This is a genomic window from Vibrio sp. Y176 (assembly GCF_033438945.1).
In genome coordinates this window covers 641578-665049 of record NZ_JAWOQS010000001.1, presented here as the reverse complement: position 1 = coordinate 665049, position 23472 = coordinate 641578, and the positions used below count along the sequence as shown (strand labels likewise).

At 42.0% G+C, this 23472-nt stretch carries 19 protein-coding genes; 7 read left to right on the top strand and 12 right to left on the bottom strand.

The genetic code is table 11. The features are described 5' to 3' along the window. Positions 1-57 precede the first annotated feature (57 nt). On the top strand, positions 58-963 hold the full coding sequence (locus tag R7O13_RS02870) for a DMT family transporter (RefSeq protein WP_005376505.1): 906 nt from the start codon (positions 58-60) through the stop codon (positions 961-963). 79 nt (positions 964-1042) lie between these two features. On the opposite strand, the gene R7O13_RS02865 is transcribed toward R7O13_RS02870, so the two are convergent. Beyond that, positions 1043-1357, bottom strand: a complete 315-nt coding sequence (locus R7O13_RS02865; RefSeq protein WP_005376506.1) for a DMT family transporter — start codon at positions 1355-1357, stop codon at positions 1043-1045. 395 nt (positions 1358-1752) lie between these two features. On the opposite strand from R7O13_RS02865, the gene R7O13_RS02860 reads away from it, so the two are divergent. Then, complete coding sequence (locus R7O13_RS02860) at positions 1753-3117, top strand: endonuclease/exonuclease/phosphatase family protein (RefSeq protein WP_318302939.1); 1365 nt, start codon at positions 1753-1755, stop codon at positions 3115-3117. Positions 3118-3401: 284 nt separating this feature from the next. Here R7O13_RS02860 and R7O13_RS02855 read toward each other — a convergent pair whose 3' ends face one another. The 4 genes from R7O13_RS02855 to R7O13_RS02840 form a co-directional block, all read right to left on the bottom strand. After that, complete coding sequence (locus R7O13_RS02855) at positions 3402-3935, bottom strand: DNA mismatch repair protein (RefSeq protein ID WP_318302937.1); 534 nt, start codon at positions 3933-3935, stop codon at positions 3402-3404. Continuing rightward, the gene (locus R7O13_RS02850) at positions 3929-4315 is read right to left on the bottom strand and encodes an MAPEG family protein (RefSeq protein ID WP_005376510.1); all 387 of its coding nucleotides are present in this window, start codon (positions 4313-4315) and stop codon (positions 3929-3931) included. The genes R7O13_RS02855 and R7O13_RS02850 overlap by 7 nt, the downstream gene beginning before the upstream one ends. Positions 4316-4524: 209 nt before the next feature. Further along, positions 4525-5430 carry an EamA family transporter RarD gene (rarD, locus tag R7O13_RS02845; RefSeq protein ID WP_031778926.1) on the bottom strand — a complete coding sequence of 302 codons (906 nt, stop codon included), beginning with the start codon at positions 5428-5430 and terminating at the stop codon, positions 4525-4527. Between the two features lie 102 nt (positions 5431-5532). Further along, positions 5533-6255: a sulfite exporter TauE/SafE family protein gene (locus tag R7O13_RS02840; protein WP_318302935.1), complete on the bottom strand. Its 723-nt coding sequence runs from the start codon at positions 6253-6255 to the stop codon at positions 5533-5535. A gap of 444 nt (positions 6256-6699) precedes the next feature. Between R7O13_RS02840 and R7O13_RS02835 the strand changes: the two genes are divergently transcribed. Continuing rightward, on the top strand, positions 6700-7236 hold the full coding sequence (locus R7O13_RS02835) for a prepilin-type N-terminal cleavage/methylation domain-containing protein (RefSeq protein ID WP_154204316.1): 537 nt from the start codon (positions 6700-6702) through the stop codon (positions 7234-7236). A 49-nt stretch (positions 7237-7285) separates the two neighbouring features. On the opposite strand, the gene R7O13_RS02830 is transcribed toward R7O13_RS02835, so the two are convergent. Continuing rightward, positions 7286-8266, bottom strand: coding sequence for a chemotaxis protein (locus R7O13_RS02830; RefSeq protein ID WP_025998672.1), 981 nt, complete (start codon positions 8264-8266; stop codon positions 7286-7288). Positions 8267-8949: 683 nt separating this feature from the next. Between R7O13_RS02830 and R7O13_RS02825 the strand changes: the two genes are divergently transcribed. Beyond that, a complete protein-coding gene (locus R7O13_RS02825; RefSeq protein WP_017821556.1) occupies positions 8950-9558 on the top strand; it encodes a response regulator transcription factor in 609 nt (202 codons plus the stop codon). Here the strand turns inward: R7O13_RS02825 and R7O13_RS02820 are convergent. The 5 genes from R7O13_RS02820 to R7O13_RS02800 all read right to left on the bottom strand — a co-directional run bounded on the left by R7O13_RS02820 (position 9555) and on the right by R7O13_RS02800 (position 17384). Further along, positions 9555-10442, bottom strand: coding sequence for a LysR family transcriptional regulator (locus tag R7O13_RS02820; RefSeq protein WP_005376516.1), 888 nt, complete (start codon positions 10440-10442; stop codon positions 9555-9557). The genes R7O13_RS02825 and R7O13_RS02820 overlap by 4 nt on opposite strands. Positions 10443-10599: 157 nt before the next feature. Then, on the bottom strand, positions 10600-11970 hold the full coding sequence (locus tag R7O13_RS02815) for a GGDEF domain-containing protein (protein ID WP_005376517.1): 1371 nt from the start codon (positions 11968-11970) through the stop codon (positions 10600-10602). A gap of 9 nt (positions 11971-11979) precedes the next feature. Then, complete coding sequence (locus tag R7O13_RS02810) at positions 11980-12576, bottom strand: response regulator transcription factor (protein WP_017635347.1); 597 nt, start codon at positions 12574-12576, stop codon at positions 11980-11982. Further along, positions 12569-13735: an EAL domain-containing response regulator gene (locus R7O13_RS02805; protein WP_054576033.1), complete on the bottom strand. Its 1167-nt coding sequence runs from the start codon at positions 13733-13735 to the stop codon at positions 12569-12571. Before R7O13_RS02805 ends, R7O13_RS02810 begins: the two co-directional genes overlap by 8 nt. Next, the gene (locus R7O13_RS02800; protein WP_203345395.1) at positions 13719-17384 is read right to left on the bottom strand and encodes an ATP-binding protein; all 3666 of its coding nucleotides are present in this window, start codon (positions 17382-17384) and stop codon (positions 13719-13721) included. Before R7O13_RS02800 ends, R7O13_RS02805 begins: the two co-directional genes overlap by 17 nt. A gap of 447 nt (positions 17385-17831) precedes the next feature. Here R7O13_RS02800 and ylqF point away from each other — a divergent pair, with 447 nt between their 5' ends. Together ylqF and cqsA are read left to right on the top strand one after the other, a co-directional pair. Next, positions 17832-18776 carry a ribosome biogenesis GTPase YlqF gene (ylqF, locus tag R7O13_RS02795; RefSeq protein ID WP_005376521.1) on the top strand — a complete coding sequence of 315 codons (945 nt, stop codon included), beginning with the start codon at positions 17832-17834 and terminating at the stop codon, positions 18774-18776. A 337-nt stretch (positions 18777-19113) separates the two neighbouring features. Next, positions 19114-20295, top strand: coding sequence for an alpha-hydroxyketone-type quorum-sensing autoinducer synthase (gene cqsA, locus R7O13_RS02790; RefSeq protein WP_005376522.1), 1182 nt, complete (start codon positions 19114-19116; stop codon positions 20293-20295). A gap of 103 nt (positions 20296-20398) precedes the next feature. Here the strand turns inward: cqsA and R7O13_RS02785 are convergent, their stop codons facing one another. Further along, positions 20399-22438 carry a response regulator gene (locus tag R7O13_RS02785; RefSeq protein WP_318302930.1) on the bottom strand — a complete coding sequence of 680 codons (2040 nt, stop codon included), beginning with the start codon at positions 22436-22438 and terminating at the stop codon, positions 20399-20401. A 363-nt stretch (positions 22439-22801) separates the two neighbouring features. Between R7O13_RS02785 and R7O13_RS02780 the strand changes: the two genes are divergently transcribed. Next, on the top strand, positions 22802-23419 hold the full coding sequence (locus R7O13_RS02780) for an HAD family hydrolase (RefSeq protein WP_104976141.1): 618 nt from the start codon (positions 22802-22804) through the stop codon (positions 23417-23419). The last annotated feature ends 53 nt before the right edge of the window (positions 23420-23472 follow it).

Here is a 23472-nt window from a genome sequence, read left to right as displayed (position 1 = left end):
TTTAATCGCTAACTAAGTATGCTAAAGTGAGATCTGTCGCAACAAATGAGCAGTAAAATGTCCAATTCATTCAACACTATGATTCCCATCGGTGTGCGCTTTATGGTGCTTTCCGCGTTCGGCTTTGCTCTGATGTCGGCTACAGTAAAGCACGTCGGCAACTACGGTATCCCCGTTTTTGAAATCGTTGCAGCAAGAGCGCTCGTTTCACTTATCATTAGTTATTTCGATGTAAAGCGAAAACGAATTTCTGTATGGGGCAATAATAAGCCATTACTATTTGCGCGCGGTGCTGTGGGCACGATGGCTCTGATGTGTGTATATTATTCAGTGACCACCTTACCTTTGGCAGAAGCGACGATATTCCAATATATTCATCCGGTATTTACTGCACTACTCGCCGTATTTTTCTTGAAAGAGCGCATCCAGCCGTCAACTTTCCTTTGTATTGCGTTGTGCTTACTCGGCATCTATATCATGGTAAGCCCAGAAACTGGGCAAGGCTCAGATAGCGCTTTACCAATGTTTAGCGTCATGATTGCGATCTTAGGCGCGTTTGGTAGCTCAATTGCCTACGTCATTGTCAGAAAACTGAGTCAGACAGAAGACAGCTCAGTGATCATTTTCTATTTCCCGTTGGTTGCTCTCCCCGCTTCACTCTTACTGATTGGCGACGATTTTGTAATGCCCGATCTATATCTGACTTTCATGTTGGTTCTAGTTGGTGTCTTTACCCAAATTGGGCAATTGGGGTTAACCAAAGCGATGCAAACTCAACAAGCGGGTAAAGCCTCCGCTTATTCGTATATTCAGATCGTATTTTCTGTGTTGTTGGGCATCATTTTCTTTGGCGAGGTTCCGATCATTTGGACGTACGTCGGTGGCGGTCTGATTGTTACAGGCGCATTAATTAATGCGTTTGGTCATCACTTACGGTTACCTTTTATTAAGCGCAACGCTTGATATACCTACCCAGAACCGTAAACACGACATTTAGAAAAACAGCCAGAGTGACTCTGGCTGTTTTGTGTTTAGCCTAACGTTAAGCTGATATTTTTAACCCTGCGATACCAGCGACAATCATTAGCAAGCTTAAGGCTTTGATAAGTGTTGCTGGCTCATTGAACAGATAAATACTCACGACTGCCGTGCCTATTGCGCCAATCCCTACCCATACGCCATAAGCAATGCCTAAAGGCAAGGTTCTTAACGCAATGCCAAGCAACCAAAAGCTCAATAACATAAAGACAATAGTGAATGCCGAAGCACCGAATTTGGTAAACCCTTGTGAATATTTAAGACCGACAGCCCATGCGATTTCACACAAGCCCGCAATGAAGAGAATTCCCCAAGCCATGTCACATTTCCCAACGAGATGGGGTCGTCCCCGAGAAAAGATAGAGCGGTGAGGTCGTCCTCACTTCTGATTGACTGCTTATTATATACAGAAATTTGAACATAAAAAATAAAACACGGTGATAAGCATACAACTCAAAACATCTCATGCACGCTTAAATTCTACGCTTTTCTTTTTAACGGTGGCGGACTCTCTATTTCGCATCAATAACGACACCGTTTTTTAACAATTTACATATAACCTTCTGGTGTTGAAAGTGTTGCATTTATTGCACAAATCACACAAAAACTAATTGAACATGTAAATATGAAAACGTTTGTGTGACTAATATCGCTTAAAACAATGACTGATGACTTTAATATTCAGCCGAATTAATTATAAGGTATGACGTACCCATGAAAGCAATCAAAACCTCTATCGCTGTCCTTGTTGGCGCCGCTCTACTATCTGGATGTAATGACGATACTGAATACGTCAATGTTCAGCCTAAAGAAGTAAAAATAGCGACTTACAACCTCTCTTTTGACCGCGCTACCTTCGAAACTTTGGTAGGTGAAATGCAAATTGAACCAACGCAGCAAACTGCGTTGGTCACCTCTTATTTAGACGGTTCAATCGCAGCCGAAGACAAAACCACTGCGGAAAAAGTCATTCAAATTCGTAACGTTGCAGCAATCATTCAAAAGAATCGTCCTGATGTTCTTATGATGGCGGAATACAACAACGACGGAACAGGCGAAAACAAAGCAGCCATTGAAGGATTCCAGAAGAACTACTTGTCTGTCGCGCAAAGCATCAATGGCGCGGGCGGTGAAGCAAACCTTGAGCCTATTGAATACCCTTATGCTGAATCTTATTCAACTAATACAGGGTTGTTGAGTGAGTTTGATCTCGACAACAACGGAACCGCAGGTCAAATGCCAGGTGATGCATGGGGCTTTGGCATGTACCATGGTCAATATGCATTTGCCCTTATGTCTAAGTATAAAATTGACACGGCAAACACACGTACATTCCAAGCATTTAAGTGGAAAGATATGGAAGGTGCGACAATTCCAACCATTACTATCTGTGACGGTTCGCAAAAGATTCCAGACGGCATGAAGTGTGGTGATGAATGGTACTCAGCGGAAGAATGGGATCAAGTGCGTCTATCTTCGAAAAATCACGTCGACGCGCCAATCATCATTCCAACTCGCAATGGCGAGGAAGTTGTACACTTGTTGATGTCTCATCCTACTCCACCAGTATTCGACACCGGTAAAAACAAAGCGCAAAACGCAGCAGAAGTGGAGTTTTGGCATCATTACATTCAAGGCAAAGACTATTTTTACGACGATGCGGGTAAAACAGGTGGCTTAACGAACGGCACTAAATTCGTAATGATGGGTGATCAAAACCTTGATCCAGTGGCTGGTGACGGTATTAGCTCTGTAATGCAAGAGCTGCACAACGATCCATTGGTTAATCAAACCGTGATGAATGGTGAGCTTTACCCAACAAGCTTTGGTGCAGCTGAACACGCTGTTGACCGCAGTTCAACTCACCCATATCCGAATCGCATCACTTCAACGTTTGGCTTAGGGGTAGACTATGCCTTGCCTTCAGCAAATTTGAATGTAATAGACTCTGGTGTGTACTGGTCAGCGTCTTATGAAGAAGGCCGTAAACTATTTAACGATGCACGTATCGGTAAGTATGGTGATGGTAAGGATGTATCTTCCGACCATCGCATGATCTGGATTAAAGCACAGTTCTAGACTGCATAAAAAAAAGCCAACCACAAGGAGTCGTGATTGGCTGTATATATTTGTGAACAAGATGGTTCACTAACAACGTCAGTTGGCTAGGTGACCCTCGGCTTAGAAAGGGTCACTCATACTAAAGCATGAGGCGTGCCAACTTTTCAGCGCACAAAAACAGGTTGTTATTTAATCACTTTCATTAAAACTTAACCAATAGCTACTGTTTGCTCACAGAATAAATTGCAATTTGCAAACTACCATTGGCATTTCGCAATAAACCTGATCTTTAGCTCTTGCTTTTATTGCTTCCTAGCTAAGTCGCGTGCAAGGATTAACGCAAGTCCGAATACTTGCAAGAAGAGTCCGATATTCTTGTACCAAGCGATCTTTTCATCCTGCTTTGCCATTACCTCATTGAGCCCTACATTCTCAATGTAGTAATTATCGATGCGGTCTCTATACGTAGCTTGTGCCTGATTTATCTTTGACATCAGTTGAGGAAGTTGATCAATTTTTATTTCATCCGACTCGTTGAGAACCCAAGAAGATAAATGCCCTGCTAATACCTCTTCTAGCTCTAAAGGTATCGCTACGCTCTGACTTATGTGCACATGCAGCAGTAAAGCTTCTCTTTTCCTTTCTAGGGTTTCCACACTGTTCCATGCGAGTTGGATGGAATACAAGTTTTTTGCTGTTTGCTCTGCGAGCTGCGATTGCTGTTTACCCAACTTATCAAGGACTAAGCTAGTAACGATGATCGCGCCAATATTCAGTACTAATCCAATCAGAACGAGTACCCAAGGTGGTGGAATGTAACGTCGCAGACTTACCATAACTTATCGTATGGCAGGTAAATCATATTTAACACAACCAATGAAAGTATCACCAGAAATGTCACCTGCATCCCTCTAATGCGCTTTTTCAAGTCTTTTTTCAATATGCCTTTAGCATGAATAACTCGACCAATTACAAAAATAATACCGGTGAGATGTATCCATGTTGGGTAAGCACTATTAAATTCTAAAAGTGCCATTAAAATCAGGGTGATGGGGATATATTCTGTCGCATTACTCTGGGCACTACGAGCAATTTGTAGAGCCTCTACCCCACCATCGGCATAAGCAATTTGATTTAAGCGACGTTGCTTAATTACTTGAACAGCCAACCAAATAATGAGTATTGCGAGAATGTTGGCATACAGAGCAGTGATCATATGTCGTCCTTCTTGATCTGGTTTTCACTTATATAAGCGTGTCACTTGGCTATAACTATAGCGGTATCATTATGATAATGCGTCAAATAATCTCAAGTTATGATTTCTATTCGGGCAAAAAACGAAAGCCAATGCTTCATAACATTAAAAATGCCCTCGAATGGAGGGCATAAGAATAAAGAAGCTAATATGTGAGAATATTGAAACCACTATAAGGGGTGTTTGACCAGCTTTTTGCGCCGATGCCCTTTGATAATACTTTCAAAAATTGTGAACAACAGCCCTACCCAAATAAATGCAAAGGTCACCGCTTTCACTTCGTCAAACAACTCGCCAAAAAACATAACTGCCAACACAAACTGCAAGCTTGGCTCGATGTATTGCATTAGACCGACAGTTGATAAATTAGTTATACGTATTGCGATAGAATAAAATACGAGTGGTAAAAGTGTGATAGGTGCACTGCCAAAATACAAAAGCAATGTTGTGGTATCTGTGCCCGAAGCCAGTTCACCAGTTGCCCATTGTTTATAGAGCAAATATGCGAGTGCAACTGGAGTCAGTAACAACGCCTCAACAAACAAGGTTGTACTCCAGTCATAATTTATCTTCTTCTTGTAAAGCCCATACAAAGCAAAGAACAACCCCATCGTTAGTGCGATAACGGGCAGCTGACCATAGTGAATCACTTGATACATAACACCAATTGTTGCCAGCACTATTGCAATAAGTTTGCCTTTTGAGAGCCTATCCCCAAGAATAAATACGCCCAGCGCAACAGATACTAATGGTCCAATAAAGAAGCCTAAGCTGGCATCAATGACCCGATGATGGGTCAAAGCCCAAGTGAACGCACTCCAAGAAATACACATCAAACTGCTCGCCACAAACGTGTACCACAAGGACTTTTTATCAAGCCAGATTTCTTTCCAATTCAGCCCTCGACGGGTTATCCCAAGTACAATTAGAAACCCGACAGGTACAGACCCAATGATTCGCCATGCTAGCAACTCATCCATAGAAGCATTTGGTAAATAACGATAATAAATTGGTAGCAATCCCCAGATCACAAAGGAGAATGCTGCCATAAAAGTGCCATAACGAGTGTTATTCATAAAACTATCGCCCATCTAAACGACCAATTTGGCGTAAGTAAACAAGTCCGCCTTACATAAAAAGGAATGCAATCCCGCAGTGACTTTATGATGCAGATGGCATTATTGGCTCAACGCTTGTACGACGGCGGTAAAGCCACTCACAAAACACAACATAAGTGCCCCAAACCGAATCTTTTCTTTTGGTAACGACTGGGTAGTTTTCATTGCTAGCCAGTAACCAAGCGCCGCAGCAGGTAATAGAGGAATAGTAATGACCAAATGATGCAATGTGAAGAAGCCCACTGGGATTTGTACTATTAGTGAAATAATCGAACTGAAAACAAAAAAAGCCGATAAATTACCGCGTAACTGATTCGCTTCTTGATGCTGCAACAATAACGCCATCGGAGGGCCTCCAATCGCAGAACTGGTACCAAACAACCCAGAAAAGAAACCAGCACATGTCATACGCGAAGGCGTAGGCTCAACCCGAAACGGTAAAACACTCACCACGACTGCAAACAGCACCAACAAACCAATCCAAAGCGTGAGAGTTTGTGTAGATACAAAAAAGAGTAGCAAGCCACCAGCAATTGATCCCGGCACTCGCCCAATCAACGCCATCTTTAAACCGCCGATTTCAACACTACTGCGGTGCTTCATCGCATTCATCAACGAAATAAACAACGCGACTAAAGAGATTGGCGCAGGAACATATTCTGGTGCCCAAAGAATCAGTAAAGGTGCGGCAACAATAGCCAAGCCAAAACCGATTGCGGTCTGGACATAAGAGCCAAGAAATATCAAACCTATTGCAAGGAAGTTTATCGAATCGAATTCCATTTAGATTATTCTTATATTTGAAAAATAAACACAAAACCAAAGCACATTCGCATGATGAATACCTCAGGCATACTGCGATATGAATTCCGCGTAGCATTCATCAAAGTGAATAAAAAGACAATCCATTTGTGCGGTTCGCCCTCATTTGCATTTTGTATTTCATTCCGCTGATGTACATGTTTGCTTACATCGAAGAGGATTCATGCTCGCCTGTTCACGCAGCATTTCTTCAGCGGAATTAATGACCTCTTAAAATCTAGCCGAATTAGACCCGTGAATTCTCCGTAGCATTTAATGGATTCAGTCAATTAGTGCGGCGTCGGTATAGCACTTTACAACTCACCTCTTTATACTATTGATCGATTTATCATTACCGTACTTATTTACACAATAGACAAGTGTACGGTCAGTGTTTTTCTACCTTTAACTTGCTGTGAAAATAATATGAAAAAACAAACGGGATTTACTCTAATAGAGTTAGTCGTAGTTATTGTCGTGCTCGGTATTCTTGCTGTCACTGCCGCGCCACGCTTTTTAAACCTTCAAAGTGATGCACGTGAAGCACGTTTGGAAGGAATGAAAGGCGCTATTGCGTCAGCATTAGGCGTGGGTTATGGGAAAATGGCGATTGCAGGGTTGGAACATTATCCATATATATCAAATAAACACACCGACGCAGGTTCAGGTAAGGGCCCAGAAAGTCTGCCTTTCTCAAGCTGTGAGTTAAATGGCTCTCTTAACTGTACATTTAGGTACGGTTACCCAGATGCAGATGAAACAAGCTTAGCTCTATTAGTCTCGGAACTTGAGAATCAGCATGGTGATAGTGACTGGAAAATTGTTCAGACTAACAACATTAAAGTCGTCATTTCAGCAAGAGATGATAAAAATAGTAGCCTAACTCAATGCGGAATTTTATATGGGCCACCGCAGACTCCAAACGAGAGTTACACCTTAGATATTCTTCCCTGCCCTCAATAAAAATAAGGCTGCCAATCGGCAGCCTTATTTGTTTCATCTGATCGGTTTTTTACGCAAAGTTAAACACGTATTTATCCATCATATTCACCATGCGGCCAATCTCTGGCTTGGTAATCGTATCATTTGCGCCAAGAGATAGTGCTTTCGCTCGGTTATCCTCACTCATCAATGACGAGAACATAATGATCGGCATTTCATGAAACGCTTCGGTATCTCGTAGTCTCTTCACTAAGTGCATACCATCCATTCGAGGCATTTCTACGTCCGTAACCACCGCATCTAATAGCTCTTTAACTGGCAAGTTTTCTTCTTTCGCAACCTCGATCAAGCTCATCAACTTCTCATGCGCCTCACCACCGTCTTTACATGTGATCACATTGTAGCCTGAAGAAGCTAATGTATCTTGGATCAAAGAGCGAATAAATGCTGAGTCATCCACCACCATGATCGTTTTAGCATTACGCTTACCGACCATTCTCTGGTTGAGATCCACCGACTTGTCCCCTTTCACATCGTATTTTTCCATACTCAATTCTGGGTTGATGTCTGCGATGATTTTTTCAAAGTCGAGAATCATGATCAGGTTGCCTTCTTTACGGACAACGGCTACTACACAATCTTGTTCGCCCGCTTCCAAAAACTGACTTGGTGATTCCACATCATTCCAAGAGATGCGATGAATACGCGAAATGCTGTCAATTAAGAAGCCGTTGGTCATTTTGTTGAAATCCGTAACGATTACAAACTTGCGCTCCAGATCTTGTCGTGTTGGTACACCTAACCAACCAGCTAAATCCACTAAAGGCGTCAGTACATCTCTGGATGAGAACACACCAATCATATGAGGTTGTGCGTTTGGATAATCGGTTGTTTCTGGCACGCGAATCACTTCTCGTACTTTCGCAACGTTAATGCCGTAATAACAAGTTTTTGTGCTGCCATCTGGCAATGTTTTTTCTAAATGAAACTCGATGATTTCAAGCTCATTGGTACCACTTTCTGTCAAAATGGTGCTGGTTACGTTACTCATAAAGCCAATTATCCAACCAAAAATACGCATCAGAAAAAGTTTGATGCAAACGCCATGAGAAGCCATTCTCTGGCTAAAAATCCAAAAGTCCTTTTTAGTCGTTACAACAAAATTTGTAAACCATCAAAAGGACGGCTAACGCACATTTCCATACCAAACCATGTAAAATTGTCTCATTTTTGAACACGAAATTATGAGTGGCCAAAGTGCGAATTAACACCTCCACTTTTAGCGGCCGAGTCAATGAAAAGTTTAGAAATAATTTGAAGTGATGTTCAGCGTCAATAGCCAAACCTATCTAACAGATATCAGTACAAAGTTGGCTACCGTGCTCTGCCTGGTGTAGAACAAGCTCTCTTCAAGTGGCTTGGTATAAAACTGCACTTGCTAACACACGGGTTTAAATCGAAGCGCTAGAAACATCACAAGAAAATCTGAAGGCATAGAACACTGAAAGAACACTTTCAGTTTGTTAGTTTTCTGTCAACGTAAGTTTTAAGCAATCATCCTATCACTAGGTATTTCAATACCTGACATCGCTATTCCCATAATCAAGACACTGATTTTCACTTTTGGAAAGAGTCATTTTCCTTCCTCTTAGCAAGGTTTTTCCTACAATCCTATTCATCCAATTGCGCTGTCGCCTGACAGCACACTAGTTGATGTATTAGGTGAGGTTCACTTTGAATAATGTTCTTATTATCGACGCTCAACCATTGTATAGCGAAGCACTTGCTTCTCTAGTTGAATCTGTAATCAACGCAGCTGAAGTGATTCAAACCACTGACAGTGCGGAAGTGATGGATCTTGTCCGAGGCCAAAAGATTGATTTGATTATTTTAGACGTAGTGCTTGGCGATCGCGATGGTATGCGTTTAGCCAAAAACATTTTAGCGACGGGATATCGTGGCCGACTGTTATTTGTTTCTTCACGCGACTACTCGAGTCTTTCTAAAGCAGCGTACGAAATGGGTGCAAACGGCTTCTTAAGCAAACATGAAACAAGAGAGACCATTATCGACGCAATTGTGAGTGTTTCACGCGGTTACTCAATGTTTAAGTCGACTCACACACCATCGTCGGGTAACGTAACACTTTCAAATCGCGAAGCCATGGTGTTCCACTATCTTGTACAAGGCTACTCAAATAAGAAGATTTCTGAACAACTTTCACTCAGCGCTAAAACAATCAGCACCTACAAAACGCGTATTCTGAAAAAGTACCATGCGGACACGTTGATTGAACTTCTGCATACTATTCCTCAGTCAGAAAACATTGAGTTTTGCCGCTAAGCGCTCATGTATTTTGCAATAGCACCGATTAACAACTGGTGCATTGCATCATGTCTTAAGCTTTGCTTCACCTGTACAACCACTTTTGGCCAGCCATCTGGGTAAAAATGCTCTGGCACTCTTATAAATTTATATCCATCAATTGGCGCCTGATATTCAAGTAACACGGTTGCGGCGCTTTTTTGCTTAATTAGCTTCAATACGCTGCTTACGTTGTCTAGAGCCGCAATACGGTTGATGACCATACCGTGGCTTTCCATTGCACGCTTAACGAGCTGCTCTTTCTCTTTCCAACCGATAATCTCTAACATGATAAAGGGAAGTTTGGCCGCTTCTTCCAGGGTGGCAATTCCCAGCTCTTCAGGGACAACTACCACAGCAGGCGCATAGCCGATGAACTTCTGATAAACAGATTTCGGAACATCCTCGTTGAAGTAATGTAACTGCGCATCCACTTTGCCTAGGATTATCTCTTCTATCGTATACTCTGTAATCGTTGCTATCGAAATGTGCGCCTTGGGAAACAGCGCCATTAAATCCATTGCAAGTAAATGCCCAAATGAGTATTGAGCGGTTTGCGGCAAACAAATGGTGATGTCTTTTTCGTAATTTTCCGGTTCAAACTCATCTCTAATTAGACAAGTTTCAAGCTTCTCGAGTGCATCGGAAATTTTAGGTAATTGACGTTTTAAATAGTCCGTCGGTTCCATGTGGTGAGGATGCCGAATAAACAATTCATCGTTTAGCTGGAGTCGCAATCGGGCAAGGTATTTGCTAATTGACGCTTCGCTCTTCCCCATCGCTTTCGCAACGGGCTTGAGCTGACGGTGCTTATCCAGTAAGACAAGTATTTTAAGTAAGTTTAAGTCGAGATCTTTGTTCACGTGCGACACCAAATGTAAGGTCGAGAATAAATAGAGCAATCACTATTTGTTGACTGCTCTAATATAAAAGACCACTCATTCTGTTTGGTCAAATTAATCAAACAGTTATGTCATGGTTATGTTCCGTAACTTAACATTGAGTCAATACTAGCGCTGCTTAATGGGACTTTTGTCTGTGTTTTTTCATCTCATAGAGATCTTCATCTGCACGTACAATAACGTCCTGAAGCGTTTCGTGTAATTCATTCGCCGCGATACCAGTACTCACACTAACTTCGATATCCAAGGTCTTTAGTCGGTTATCTTTAACGACACTACGAAGCTTCTTCGCCAATATTGAAGATTGACTGATACTGCAACCCGGCAGAATCGCAACAAACTCATCACCACCAGTTCGAACTAGATAATCACTATTTCGAAACACTTTAGACATAGCATCAGCAATAATCCCAATAACTTCGTCCCCTACATGGTGACCGTAATGGTCATTGATTCGCTTGATCCTATCGCCATCTATTGCAATGACGGAATATGGCGCGGTTTCCAAACGACGTTTGAATTCGCTATCTTGAAAGACTCTGCGGTTAAACAATCCCGTTAAATCATCTTTCGTCACGTTCGTCAGTGCTTTCGCGAGGCGAAGTTTGCTCTCTTTAGATTCATAAGCTTTGTTGTAATACGCTAAGGTTACGAAAAAGAAGATGATAAACAAGAACACGTAATCCAATACAATTTTACTGAATGGGTACATGTAAACGATAAGATTGTTGTTGTCTGCGACATATGATTGGGTGTACGCGAATGATGGAAAGGGGTAGCCAGCGAAATAAATCACCATTTGCTTGTTCCCATTCGCTATTTGAACATCTACCGCTTTCCCATCATTGTAAAGCGGCGAGAGGTACAATTGTTCCGAGAACTCCCCCACTAACTCACCTTGAAAGTAAACCGGACTCATGATGCTTATCGCCATGTCATCGGAGTATGTCGTTTTAAATGGTAGGGAAAACAATACCCGGTCCGTCAGTTGCTCTTTCCACGCAGCTAACACACAAGAATAATTACTTTTACACCAATCAACATCAAATGTGGCTTTCACTCCCTCTAACGCTTCAATCGGTCTCTCTAAGATGAGTTTGTTTCCAGTATAAGAACGAAAATACATAACGGCATTTTGTCGATTGAACGCATTTGATAAATACGCTTCAGCCTGATGAAGCGATTTCCGTGCAACAGCTTCAACGTAATTGAGTTTTTCATAAGGTGACAGGGAGTAAATCGCATCTTGAAAGCTCAGCTCTGTTTGCGCTTCTACTTCACTCACGCTCATGCCTTTGTATTGCTCGAGTTGCGCTTCCGTCAATAGCCCCATGAGAATTACTTTTTGTTTTATTTTGGCTAAATTATTCGCGTAAGTGTTGAACTGCTTTACTTCATAAGAAATTAACACCGCACCAATCATTGTGACAGAAGTGACGAATAGTAATGTTGCGATGAAAAGAGACAACGCGATACTTTTAAGTGTCATGATGCGGTCTTACGCCCCCGCCACTCTTGTTAGCTCAACAATGTTCTTTACGTTAAATTTATCCAATAGACGGCGTTTGTATGTGCTGACTGTTTTATCACTTATTGATAGCACTGAAGCGATTTCTCTATTGGACTTTCCTTGTAATAAATACTTCATTACTGCACTTTCTCTGCTTGAAAGTTGTGGCATTTCTCGAACGCTGTTAACAACTTGCTTAAATTTGAAGAAGGTATACCCCTTCTCTACCGCTTCTATCGCGTCTTTAAGAATGTCGTGATTTTCCGATTTACACACATAGCCATCAGCGCCAGAACGAAAAGCCATTTGGCTGTACATTTGGCTAGTTTCAGCGGAGAAGAAAATGACTTTGCCTTCATAACCATGGGATTTGATACGTTTGTAGAAATCAAACCCATCGCAATCTGCCAAGTTCACATCTAAGATCAACAGTTGAATTTCTTCCTTTTTCAATATTTGTAATGCCATCTTCGCTGATGTTGCAGTAAATACCCCATTTGTTTTCCCTAACTCTTCCAACAATGACTTGATTGCAACACAAACGAGAGGATGATCGTCAAAGATCAAGTAATTCAATTTATTCATATCTTTCATTTAGTATGGTTATGGCTTCTAGTGGCATGGGTTTATCAATGTAGAAGCCTTGGCAAAGATCAATCCCATACTCACGTATCGCTTGCAGTGTGACTTCGTCTTCAATACCTTCCGCGACCAGTCGTATATTCAAACTTTTCGCTAACGCGCAAATAGCAACAACGATGTTGCGTTTTTTGATGTCGCATTCGACACCTTGCACAAACGAACGATCGATTTTTAACTCGTTGAATGGCAGTTGAGCCAGTTTTTCAAACGTCGATGACCCCGTGCCAAAATCATCTATTGAGACAGTGACACCGTTCATCCTCAACTTGAGTAAATTCTTGTACAGGGACGCGCTAGTCTGAAATGTATCTCGCTCTGTAATTTCAATGGTGATTTGTGATGGGTCAATCTCGCTCTCTAAACATTGCTGTAAAAAGTAATGAGAGAACGCCGTATCTTCTAAGTTTTCATGGTCTACATTGATGGATACGTTTTGCGTCAATCCGCGGTGTTTCATGTCATAGATAACATTACTCAATACAGCTTGAAACAACTCTCCAGAAAGGCGGCAACGCTCTACAATTGGCAAAAAATAATGAGGGGGTAACACACCATAAATAGGATGATTCCAACGCGCGAGCGCTTCATACCCAAGCACTTCCCCACTTTGCACATCGACTAAAGGCTGGTAATAATTTTTCACTCGCCCTTCAGCCAGAGCAAACAGGAATTCTTGATCTTCCACTTCAATAGGTTGAGCAAAGCTGACTTGTTTCGCTTTTTCATCTTTTATTTTACCCAACAAATCAACGACTTCATTTTCATCGTATGGCTTAGGCAGCTTCCCTAATACTTCAAAACTAAATCCCTCGCACATGGCTCTTACCGCAGAAATAATGGTCAATTCCATTGCACTGACCAGTACAACTTGCCCCTGGTACTGGACTTTATCGAGCATTTCCATCATATCGATGCCGTCTTTTCCGGGCATTTGGATATCACAAAAAATCACGTCAAAATATTGTTCCTGCACACTCTGAATAGCGGCATCCACACAGTTAAAAGGGATGACTTGCGCGCAATAGCGTTCCAATATTTGCGTAAGTATTGTGGTTTGTAGCGGATGGTCATCAATCACCATCACATTAAATTGTGTATTCATTTGTCTCTACCCAATAGTTTATGTTTTCGATCTCCTGCTCGATTCGTAAAATTAGCTCCGCTGTTCGCCTGTCAAACTCCGCAGCAGTAACTCGTTCTGCCTCAATACAAAGCTCAGCCAGCATGCTTACCCCTATCGTCCCAACCGCTCCTTTGATGCCATGAATGACCCGTTTTTTGTCTCGCTCAGTCGATGCGGCGTTTAAGTTTTTTATATCTGTAGACATTGATTGACTAAACACGCGCGCAATCTCTTTTGCGTCCTGAGCTTTGAACCGTTTAATCCAGCCGGGCAGCCTACCCCTCTCTTTTTCGCCAATAAATGGAATCAAAACGGTTTTTAATTGATTAAGGTCATAGGGCTTGTAGAGCACATCATCAATGCCGATATCCTGTGTACGTTCAATGGCAAGACGAGCATCTTCTGCTGTCACACCGATGATTGGAATTGCTTTAAATTCGGAGTTTTTCACGTGCCTAACAAGCTCATAGCCATCCATTTCTGGCATATGAAAATCGGTCAGCAGCAACACAACGTTTTCATCTTGGTTGATGTATTCCCATGCTTCGCGGCCGTTATTCACAATGACAGGTTCGATTCCAAGTTCATGAAGCTGCATTGCTATCACACTTTGGTTAATGGGATTATCTTCTGCGACCAGTACCGTGCCGAGAACCCAAGAAACCACTTCTTGATTTACGTCACTAAGCTTGGTTTCTTGCTGCGTTTGGCTGAGCAAATTGAACAATGTATCTGGATATTGAATCTCTCTTAGCGTAAGACTGCCAAGTACCCTTTGTTCGTCACGCAGCATTAGGCCATTAAAACTGGCATCGCTGTCGTGTATAGGGTGAAGGTTCGCCACCATTGTTTTTAACGTCGCTGGACGCATTTTCCACGCGTCACACCACTGGCGAATATTAAGTGGTAAGCTCTCGCTATACGTCCAGTTCAAACAAACGTCTGGCTTAGAGTCGCAATGCTCAATTGGCAGTCTGACAGTAATCGTCGTGCCCAAGCCAAATTGTGAATCGATGCAGAGCACGCCGCCCATGCAGTCGATCAATCGGTCAACAATGCTTAGCCCCAATCCAGTACCGCCATATTTACGCGTAATAGTGTCATCCGCTTGAACAAAAGGATTGAGAATGCCTTCGAGTTGGTCATCCGTCATGCCGATACCTGAATCCGCCACTTTCAAAATAAGCTGCTTTTCATGAAGAATGACACTGATTCCAACTTCTCCTTCGGCAGTGAATTTCATCGCATTGGAGAGTAGATTGGTGGTAATTTGCACCAATCGCAGCGCGTCGATTTCAATGAAAGCATTCGAAAATGGTTTGATTGTCACTTTGTAATCCAAACCTTTCGCTAGCGCTCGTGGTTCAAAGCTTCGAAACACATCGCACAAGGTTTTAAGCAAGTCGGTCTTAACTGGGGCGACGGTTAAGTGCCCTGCCTCTAACTTTGAATAATCCAGTACTTCGTCTACTAGCGTATTCAAATGATTGAGCGAGCGTATGGCTTGGGCAATTAACTCGCGATTTGAATCTGCCGTCACTTGGCGATTTAGCAAATCGAGGATGCCGTGTGCTGCCGACAATGGCGTTCTTAATTCGTGACTCATGGTTGCCAAAAAGTTTTCGCGCGCACGTACCGCGGTTTGCGCTTCTTTTTGCGCATCGATTAACGCCTGCTCACGTTCTTTTTGCTGGGTAATATCTTGAATAACAGTCAGTACAAACTTGTTCTTACCGCTAGGAGAAGCGATGACTTTGCGTTCTCGATATACATGTTTAATATCAAGTTCACAGCCCGACGAGGCAACCTCTTCTGAAATACGCTTTCCAGCAATAACAGTGGTTAGTTCATCAAAATTATTCACCAGAGGAGCGTGCGCAGAATCACTTTTCAACTTACATTGTTGGCACTGTTTACTGTTGTAGTTGGCACAATTGCTCATCTCCATATGGTTATTTTCACTATGGATAAAAACCAAGCTATTGATCTCTTTGATGATGTCCATCAGCCATTGCTTTTCCGCTTCCTCATTGTCAGCATTAAATTCGGCTAACCTCACTTTAAGTCGCATGTGAGATAAGATGAAATACGCCGCAATTAACATGAGACAGAATATGAATGAACCAGCAACAACAAATGTAGCGATCTGCTCCGCGTCATAGCCATAAGTCAGTTTGAAGCTTCGGTGAGAACGCAGCAGTTTTTCGATCTCGTTAGAATCAATGGTTTCGATGATGCTGTTCAACATGTGTTGAAGTTGTGTATTGTGGTTTGCAACCGCAAATGCATTAGAGAACGTCAAAACGTCCTCCGCATTGATCACCAAGCCATCGACTTGATCTTGTGCAATCATGTTGTGAACGATGTCGTCAGGAATGTAAGCCACATCCAAAACGCCCGATTTCAAATCGGTAAGCAGCTTTTTCAAATCATCATAATGATCAACTTGGCCTTGTTGCCAAGTGCCCAAATGAACTAACCCTTGCTTTTTCAAAGTGAGCAGAATACCCGCTTCTTTCAGTGCAGATTTATCGCGCTTGCTCTGCTCCGTTTGGATAGCCACGTAATTACTGTGCATGAATGGTTTAGTGAACAACCAATCTGACTTAGGTAGCTCACCCACATAAGAGATGGGGACTATATCGGCATCAAATGCCGTTAATCCATTAGAAAGGCTCGACGTCGGCTTCACATACTTAAAGCTCAAGCCAGTACGAGACTGCAATAAGTCGACAAAATCTGGAAAGAAACCGTCTAACTCGCCCGTTTGCGAATCTCGGTAGAGAAACGGATAAGCTTCGTCACTGCTGCTGTAAGTTATCACTAGTTTGTTTTGATGATTACGTCGGTAATCTACCAATAACTTATCACTGATATGGTAAGGATTTTTCGAGGCGACGGAGCGAATGTTTTTTCCATTTTGCTCCCACTGAAGGATTTTGTTGATGTCATCGATCAGACTTTGTTTGTCCAACGAAGCGATAAAACTCACCTCTTCGTTTTTCAACCAACTGGGAATATCGACAACCCCTTTTACAATGTCATTCAAATCCAAATATTGGGTAATACCAACATAAGTATAAATCAGCGCGTTCGCTTTACCTCGCTTAACTTCATTAAACGCCTCTAAACGTGTTTTAACGTAATGTATCTTATCGATACCGCGTTCAGTGAGGTTGTCACAATATACACTGCCCTCAACACACACCCATTTAAGATCACGCGCATCACTATCTCGGTAAGTGGCATTCCGATACCAAACAGCGATAGTGCTCGAAAAAAAAGGCATCGAAAACAAGAAACGCTTTTCTCTTGCTGCTGTTTTACTAAATCCAACCGCACCATCAATCCTCTTGCTTTCGACATCCGCAAGTAAAGACGGAATATGCTTGTAAGTCCGAAGTTCTAACTCATAATCCAGAGCTTTAGTAATGTTAGACAAATACTCAAGACTAATTCCGTACGAAGGACCAACGCTACCGTCAAACGAGTCTTTAGCTTCGTCTTGCGCAATAACACCAACGATGACCTTCGGTTTAGGACTCTGTTTGGCCGTTGAGCAAAAAGAACTCGCTAAAAAAATTAAGGCGACGGACGATACCGTAATACTTCTAAGAATACTGAGCATGACTGCTTCCTCTGAATGGAAGCTCAGACTAGTTTTTGTCAGATAAAAGTCAAACTTCGCTCAACAGTGAAATAAAAATAACACTCTGATATAAAAGTAAAAAACCAAAATTCGTCAGAACAATCTGACAACACAATCCACCTTTGACTACACAGCGTTTGCGTTCAGTCTCTCACCCAGACGGATATTCACTGCGAGTCGGTATACATAAGGGATGTGTGCTTTTAGGTTTGCACGCCATAGCTTTTTACTTTCATCTTGAATGATTCATCATCATTCCATGATAAACTGGCGTATTAACATGAAAGAAAGCTCAACTCCGCGGTTTCGAGCAGCTTGAAGTAAACACAGTTTTAGAAAATGCATTCTAGTATTGTGTCACTCAAGATTCACATTGCTACTTTTACAACCGCTGGAGCATTAGAAAAATTAAGGTATTAAATTCAAATGGTTAATAACTCAATCCAGTGGTTTCCTGGCCACATGCACAAAGCACGTAAAGAGATCGAAGAAGCAATCCCTCAAGTGGATGTGATCATCGAAGTACTGGATGCTCGTATTCCTTTCAGTAGTGAAAACCCTTTGATTTCTCAAATCCGTGGTGACAAACCTGTCGTTAAAGTTTTGAACAAACGTGATTTGGCCGATCCAGAGTTAACTCAACTGTGGATTGAGCACTTGGAGCAAGAGCAACATGTAAAAGCAATGGCGATCACGACTTCTGAACCACAAGAAGTGCATCGAATCATGGAGCTTTGCCGCAAACTTGCCCCACACCGAGAAGAAATTGGTAAAAACATTCGTACCATGATCATGGGCATCCCAAACGTTGGAAAGTCGACGATCATTAACACCCTCGCAGGTCGAACAATCGCTGTAACAGGTAACCAACCCGCGGTTACACGTCGTCAACAGCGTATCAACCTGCAAAATGGCATCGTATTATCTGATACTCCAGGAATTTTATGGCCAAAAGTGGAAAATCCACACAGTGGCTTCCGCCTTGCGGCTACTGGCGCGGTAAAAGATACAGCGATGGAATATGACGAAGTCGCATTCTATACCATTGAATACCTAGCAGCTCATTATGCAGACAAGCTTAAAGAGCGTTATCAAATTGAAGAGCTTCCAGAATCAGATATCGAGATCATGGAAGAAATTGGTCGTCGCCGCGGTGCACTACGTGCAGGTGGACGTGTTGACTTGCACAAAGTATCAGAGATCTTATTGCACGAACTTCGTCAAGGCACTTTGGGCCAAATTACATTAGAACGCCCAGAAATGATCACTCAAGAGCTGATTGAAGTCGAGATTGAAACCGCCCGTAAAGAAGAAGAGAAAGCGAAGCGTAAAGAAGAGCGTCGTAAGCGCTATTTACGTAATAAGCGATAAGCTTGTCTCTTATCTACTCATGTTTCAAGGCGCGATTTTCGCGCCTTTTTTGTTATCTAATGCGCCCATTTTTTTCACTTTTCAAACTTTATATTCCTCATCCAAAATCCCAGATATGAAGCACGAAAAAACACCGCAAAATCGCCGTATAAACTTTAAGCACAAACTAGTTTAGACCCCGGGCCCCTATAGAGTTACAGCCACCATCCAACCCTCAAATGTCGAGTTTGCAAGGGTCTGCAAACTTATGCAACCTGGTTAGTGACACTCTCCCCAAAATCCGCAATATGAATAAGTGTCAGCGCTGGCGTTTTTCCATATGAAGAAGAGATTTATTATGAGTGAAACTATACAAAGCAAACCACTTCCCTCCTTTATCGAGGAACGCCTAGATTTTTATATTCAAGATCTAATCGAACCGAATGAGAACAAAAAACACCTTGTTCTTGGTAAACGCCCACCGTGTAATGCCGTTGTCCTGCAAAGCAATGATTACCTTGCACTGTCTCATAATAAGGAGATTCAAAACGCGCATCGTGATGCGATTTCCCAGCACGATGACAACGTCGTGATGTCCGCGATTTTCTTACAAGATGATGAATCGAAACCTGCATTTGAAACGCAACTAGCCAGTTTCGTTGGTATGCCTAGTTGTCTACTTTCTCAATCTGGTTGGGCTGCGAATGTCGGTTTATTGCAGACTATTTGTGCACCGAACATACCTGTGTACATTGATTTCTTTGCACATATGTCTTTGTGGGAAGGCGCACGTATTGCCGGAGCGCAAATTCATCCGTTCATGCATAACAACACCAGTCACCTAAGAAAGCAGATTTCACGTCACGGTTCAGGGATCATTGTTGTGGATTCGGTTTACAGCACTATCGGGACCATCGCTCCTCTACGTGATATCTACGAAATAGCACAGGAGTTTGACTGCGGCCTGGTTGTAGATGAATCACACTCTTTAGGTACACACGGTCCACAAGGTGCGGGGATACTGCAGGGTCTTGGCTTAACTCATAAGGTAGATTTTATTACCGTTAGTCTTGCCAAGACATTTGCTTATCGTGCTGGCGCGATTTTAGGCCCAGAAAAACTGGCGAAGACGCTTCCGTTTGTGGCGTACCCTGCAATATTTAGTTCTACCGTATTACCGCAAGAGATCATTCGGCTAGAGAAAACACTGGACGTCATAAGAAAATCAGATGATAAGCGAGATATTCTGTTTGAAAGAGCCAAGTCTTTAGCCGTTGGTTTAAAACGCATTGGATTTACTATTCGCAGTGAATCACAAATTATCTCATTAGAATGCGGCAACGAGAGAAACACTGAGCGAGTCCGCGATTTTCTCGAAGAGCGAAATGTTTACGGCGCAGTGTTTTGCCGCCCTGCAACTGGAAGGAACAAAAACATCATCCGTTTTTCAGTCAATGCCGACATGACAGCTGCTGAAGTTGATCATGTACTCACTGTCTGCCAACAAGCATTTGCACACCCTGACTTAGAGTTTGTGTAAGTTAGTGTGTAGATAAAACTAAAGAGCTCAACAGTTTTGCTGAGCTCTTTATTCGTGTTATTCGTTGCGAGTAACTCGCCTCAAGAAAACAAGCCGCGAATGACTAGATCCAGTTTGCGATTTTATCGAATAAGCGATTTTTATCCGCCGGTTTTACGATGAAGTCAGACATACCCGAAGACCCAATTTTGTCCAACGTGACAGGTGAACTATCCCCTGTATGTGCAATAATAGGTACCGACGCATAGTTTTTATCCGAGCTTCGAATTCGCCTAGACGCTTCTACACCATCCATAATGGGCATTTCGATATCCATCAGAATGAGATCAACATCTTCTTGCTCTAGTGTATCCAGAGCCTGCTGCCCGTCTTCTTTCTGAATAACTTCAAAGCCTTGCTTTTCAAGTAACATTGCCGTGAATTTACGCAAAGATTCATTATCATCCACGACCATAATTGTGCGCTTATTTGAATTATCTAACGTCACCGAGGCCGTTGGTGTCGATACATAGCTTGAATCATATAAGAGACGCTCAATAGTTGGTTTAGTATTCAATAACCAGGCTTGCGTTTCGATCCAAATAGGTTCATATGCAGCCTTACGTGCTCTCTGAGTCGGATGATGCTCAAAAAGATAAACGATGCGTGCTTCAGTGAAAGACAAGAGAGATTCTAATCTATCCAATTGGTTTGCTCTTGGATCTAAGCTCTCAAGATCGATAAAAATCAGATCGAATTCGTACTCTTTCTTTTTGAGTACTTGGTTGGCATCTAAAATCGTCGAGTCAAAGCCCATAAAACGGCTAATATCTGTTACTTTAGACACCAAGATATCTTGGCTAGTCACCGTTAGAATGGTTTTGAGTTTAGTCAGATCGTTTTTGATTTCATTAACGGTATCAGATGTCGTTAGTGGGAAAGTTAATGTAAATTGAGACCACTCCCCTAACTGAGATTGACACTCAATGTTCCCCCCAAATGAACGCATGACTTTTTTACAAAACGGTAAGCCCAAACCATAACTTCCTGATTTGCCAGTGGTGTAAAAGTCTTGAAAGATATTGCGTAGAACATCAGGAGCAATACCAGCACCATTATCGGTTACAACAATTTGATTAAAACGTTCTGAACTTATCATGGATACATGTATGTGAAAATCTTCAGATTTACGGTGATGGAAGGCATTCTTGAAAAGATTATACATAACGTATTTAAGCAGCGTATCACTACCTAGAAACTCAAACTCACTTCTCGCATCCAGCGATATGGCAAATCGATCAGTGGCACGTTTATAACTGAAGCTTTCAATTGCCTGTTCAACGACCGAGTGAACTGAATATTTTTTGAAGCTAGAACGAGAAACTCGATTTTCATCAATCGAAGTTAGCAATAAATCGATGGTTTCATTACCCGATTGGATAATGTTCATTGCATCCTGACTCACTTCACGCAATAAGGTGACATCCTCTACACTCATGACGTACTGCTCTTTTCCTGCCTCTTTCATGTTGGGCAAGATCGACTGGATAACATCTATTGAAGTGCAAAGCCCACTCAACGGGTTACGCATTTCATGTGCAATCCCTGCCCCGAATGATTTTGCCAGCGAGACTTTCGCTTCATGTTCAACTTGGTTACGAAAATAGAACAAATTACCGAAGACATAAATAAACAGAAAGATTGGCACATGAGTCCAATCCATGGTCAAGTCAAGATGGAACCCTTTTGCAACCCAAGCGAAGAATGTTGCTAAACCTATCCCAGCAAAGGTTTGAGCAAACATGACCCTAGTAACATGAACCAGTAAAATGTGTAAGAAAATTGCAGACATAAACGACATAACCCATACATTGGACCAGTCATTCATCAGTAACATATAAAAAAAGAAAAACGGTAAGCACAGCGTTATCGTCACTTGGTAGTAAATAGGAACATAATCTCTCCAAGTCGATGATAAGCGGTTTCTAAAAATGATGCCGAAAAACAATAACGAGCAAAACAATCTAAGAGGTAAATTTTCATAAGCCTGTGGAAAGGCAAACTCCCAGACAAAGTAGTACAGCGGAAAGCCAAGAAACCCCATCCAGCCAACGAGAGTTAGGTTTGGTTCTGCATATTGATAAACCTTACGTATCGAGTCCATATAATCTGTTTTGCTTACTCCGCCTGACGCACAACAATGTGATTTTGATTCACTTTTATCATTTTATTATTAACTAATTATATATTAATCATCATTTATAAGCAGCGCGAAATGACGTAAACAGCTCGCAATACTTATCTTTAGTTTCAATCTTTTAAGACAGCTGCACTTGATTTACAACCAAATAAACAAAGTTGCATATAGTTTAGTGTAATTTTGCGATAATCGCTCTGTATCCAATTGGATGTTAATCTCATTTTGTTCTAGAAACTTAAGTCGCGCCTTTGGCACGGCTTTCCAACGATTTAAAAACAGCACTCACCGCATATACCGCGGTGACAAACAATTGGCTTGGGGTGTGTCATGAATTCTTTCCAGATAAAAAATGTCATTTTTGATGTAGGTAATGTATTGGTACGCTGGTCTCCAGTAGAAATCGTTCGCTTAACATTTGGTGGTTCCGTAGAGTCAGAGAAAATGGCTCAGATGCTATTTTCATCACAAATCTGGAAAGATTTAAATAAAGGGACGATCTCCGAAAGGGAAGCAAAACAGCGTTATCAACGTGAACACCAAGTAACGACAGAAGAAATGGACCGCTTCTTTTATTATGTAAAACACACTCAAATACTACTTTACGGCAGTATAGAGCTGTTAAAACGAGTAAAAAGTGCCGGATATGGCGTATATGCGCTCACAGACAACATCAACGAAATTGTGGAACATCTTCGTACTACCTATGAGTTTTGGCCACTGTTTGATGGAGCAATCATCTCTTCTGAAGTTCAATTACTAAAACCACAAGCGGAGATCTACCAAACTCTACTTTCAAAGTATCAGCTTAACCCCGAAGAGACAGTATTTATTGATGACATGCCTTACAATGTTGAAGGTGCCCGAGCAGTTGGCATGGCTGCTATTCAGTTTGAAAATGCTCAGCAATGTGAGCTCGAACTAAAAGCCATGGGGGTTAACTTCTAGAAAGCTTGTAATAAAACATAACGTTAGGGTGCATAAACAAAAAAGAGCAGTGT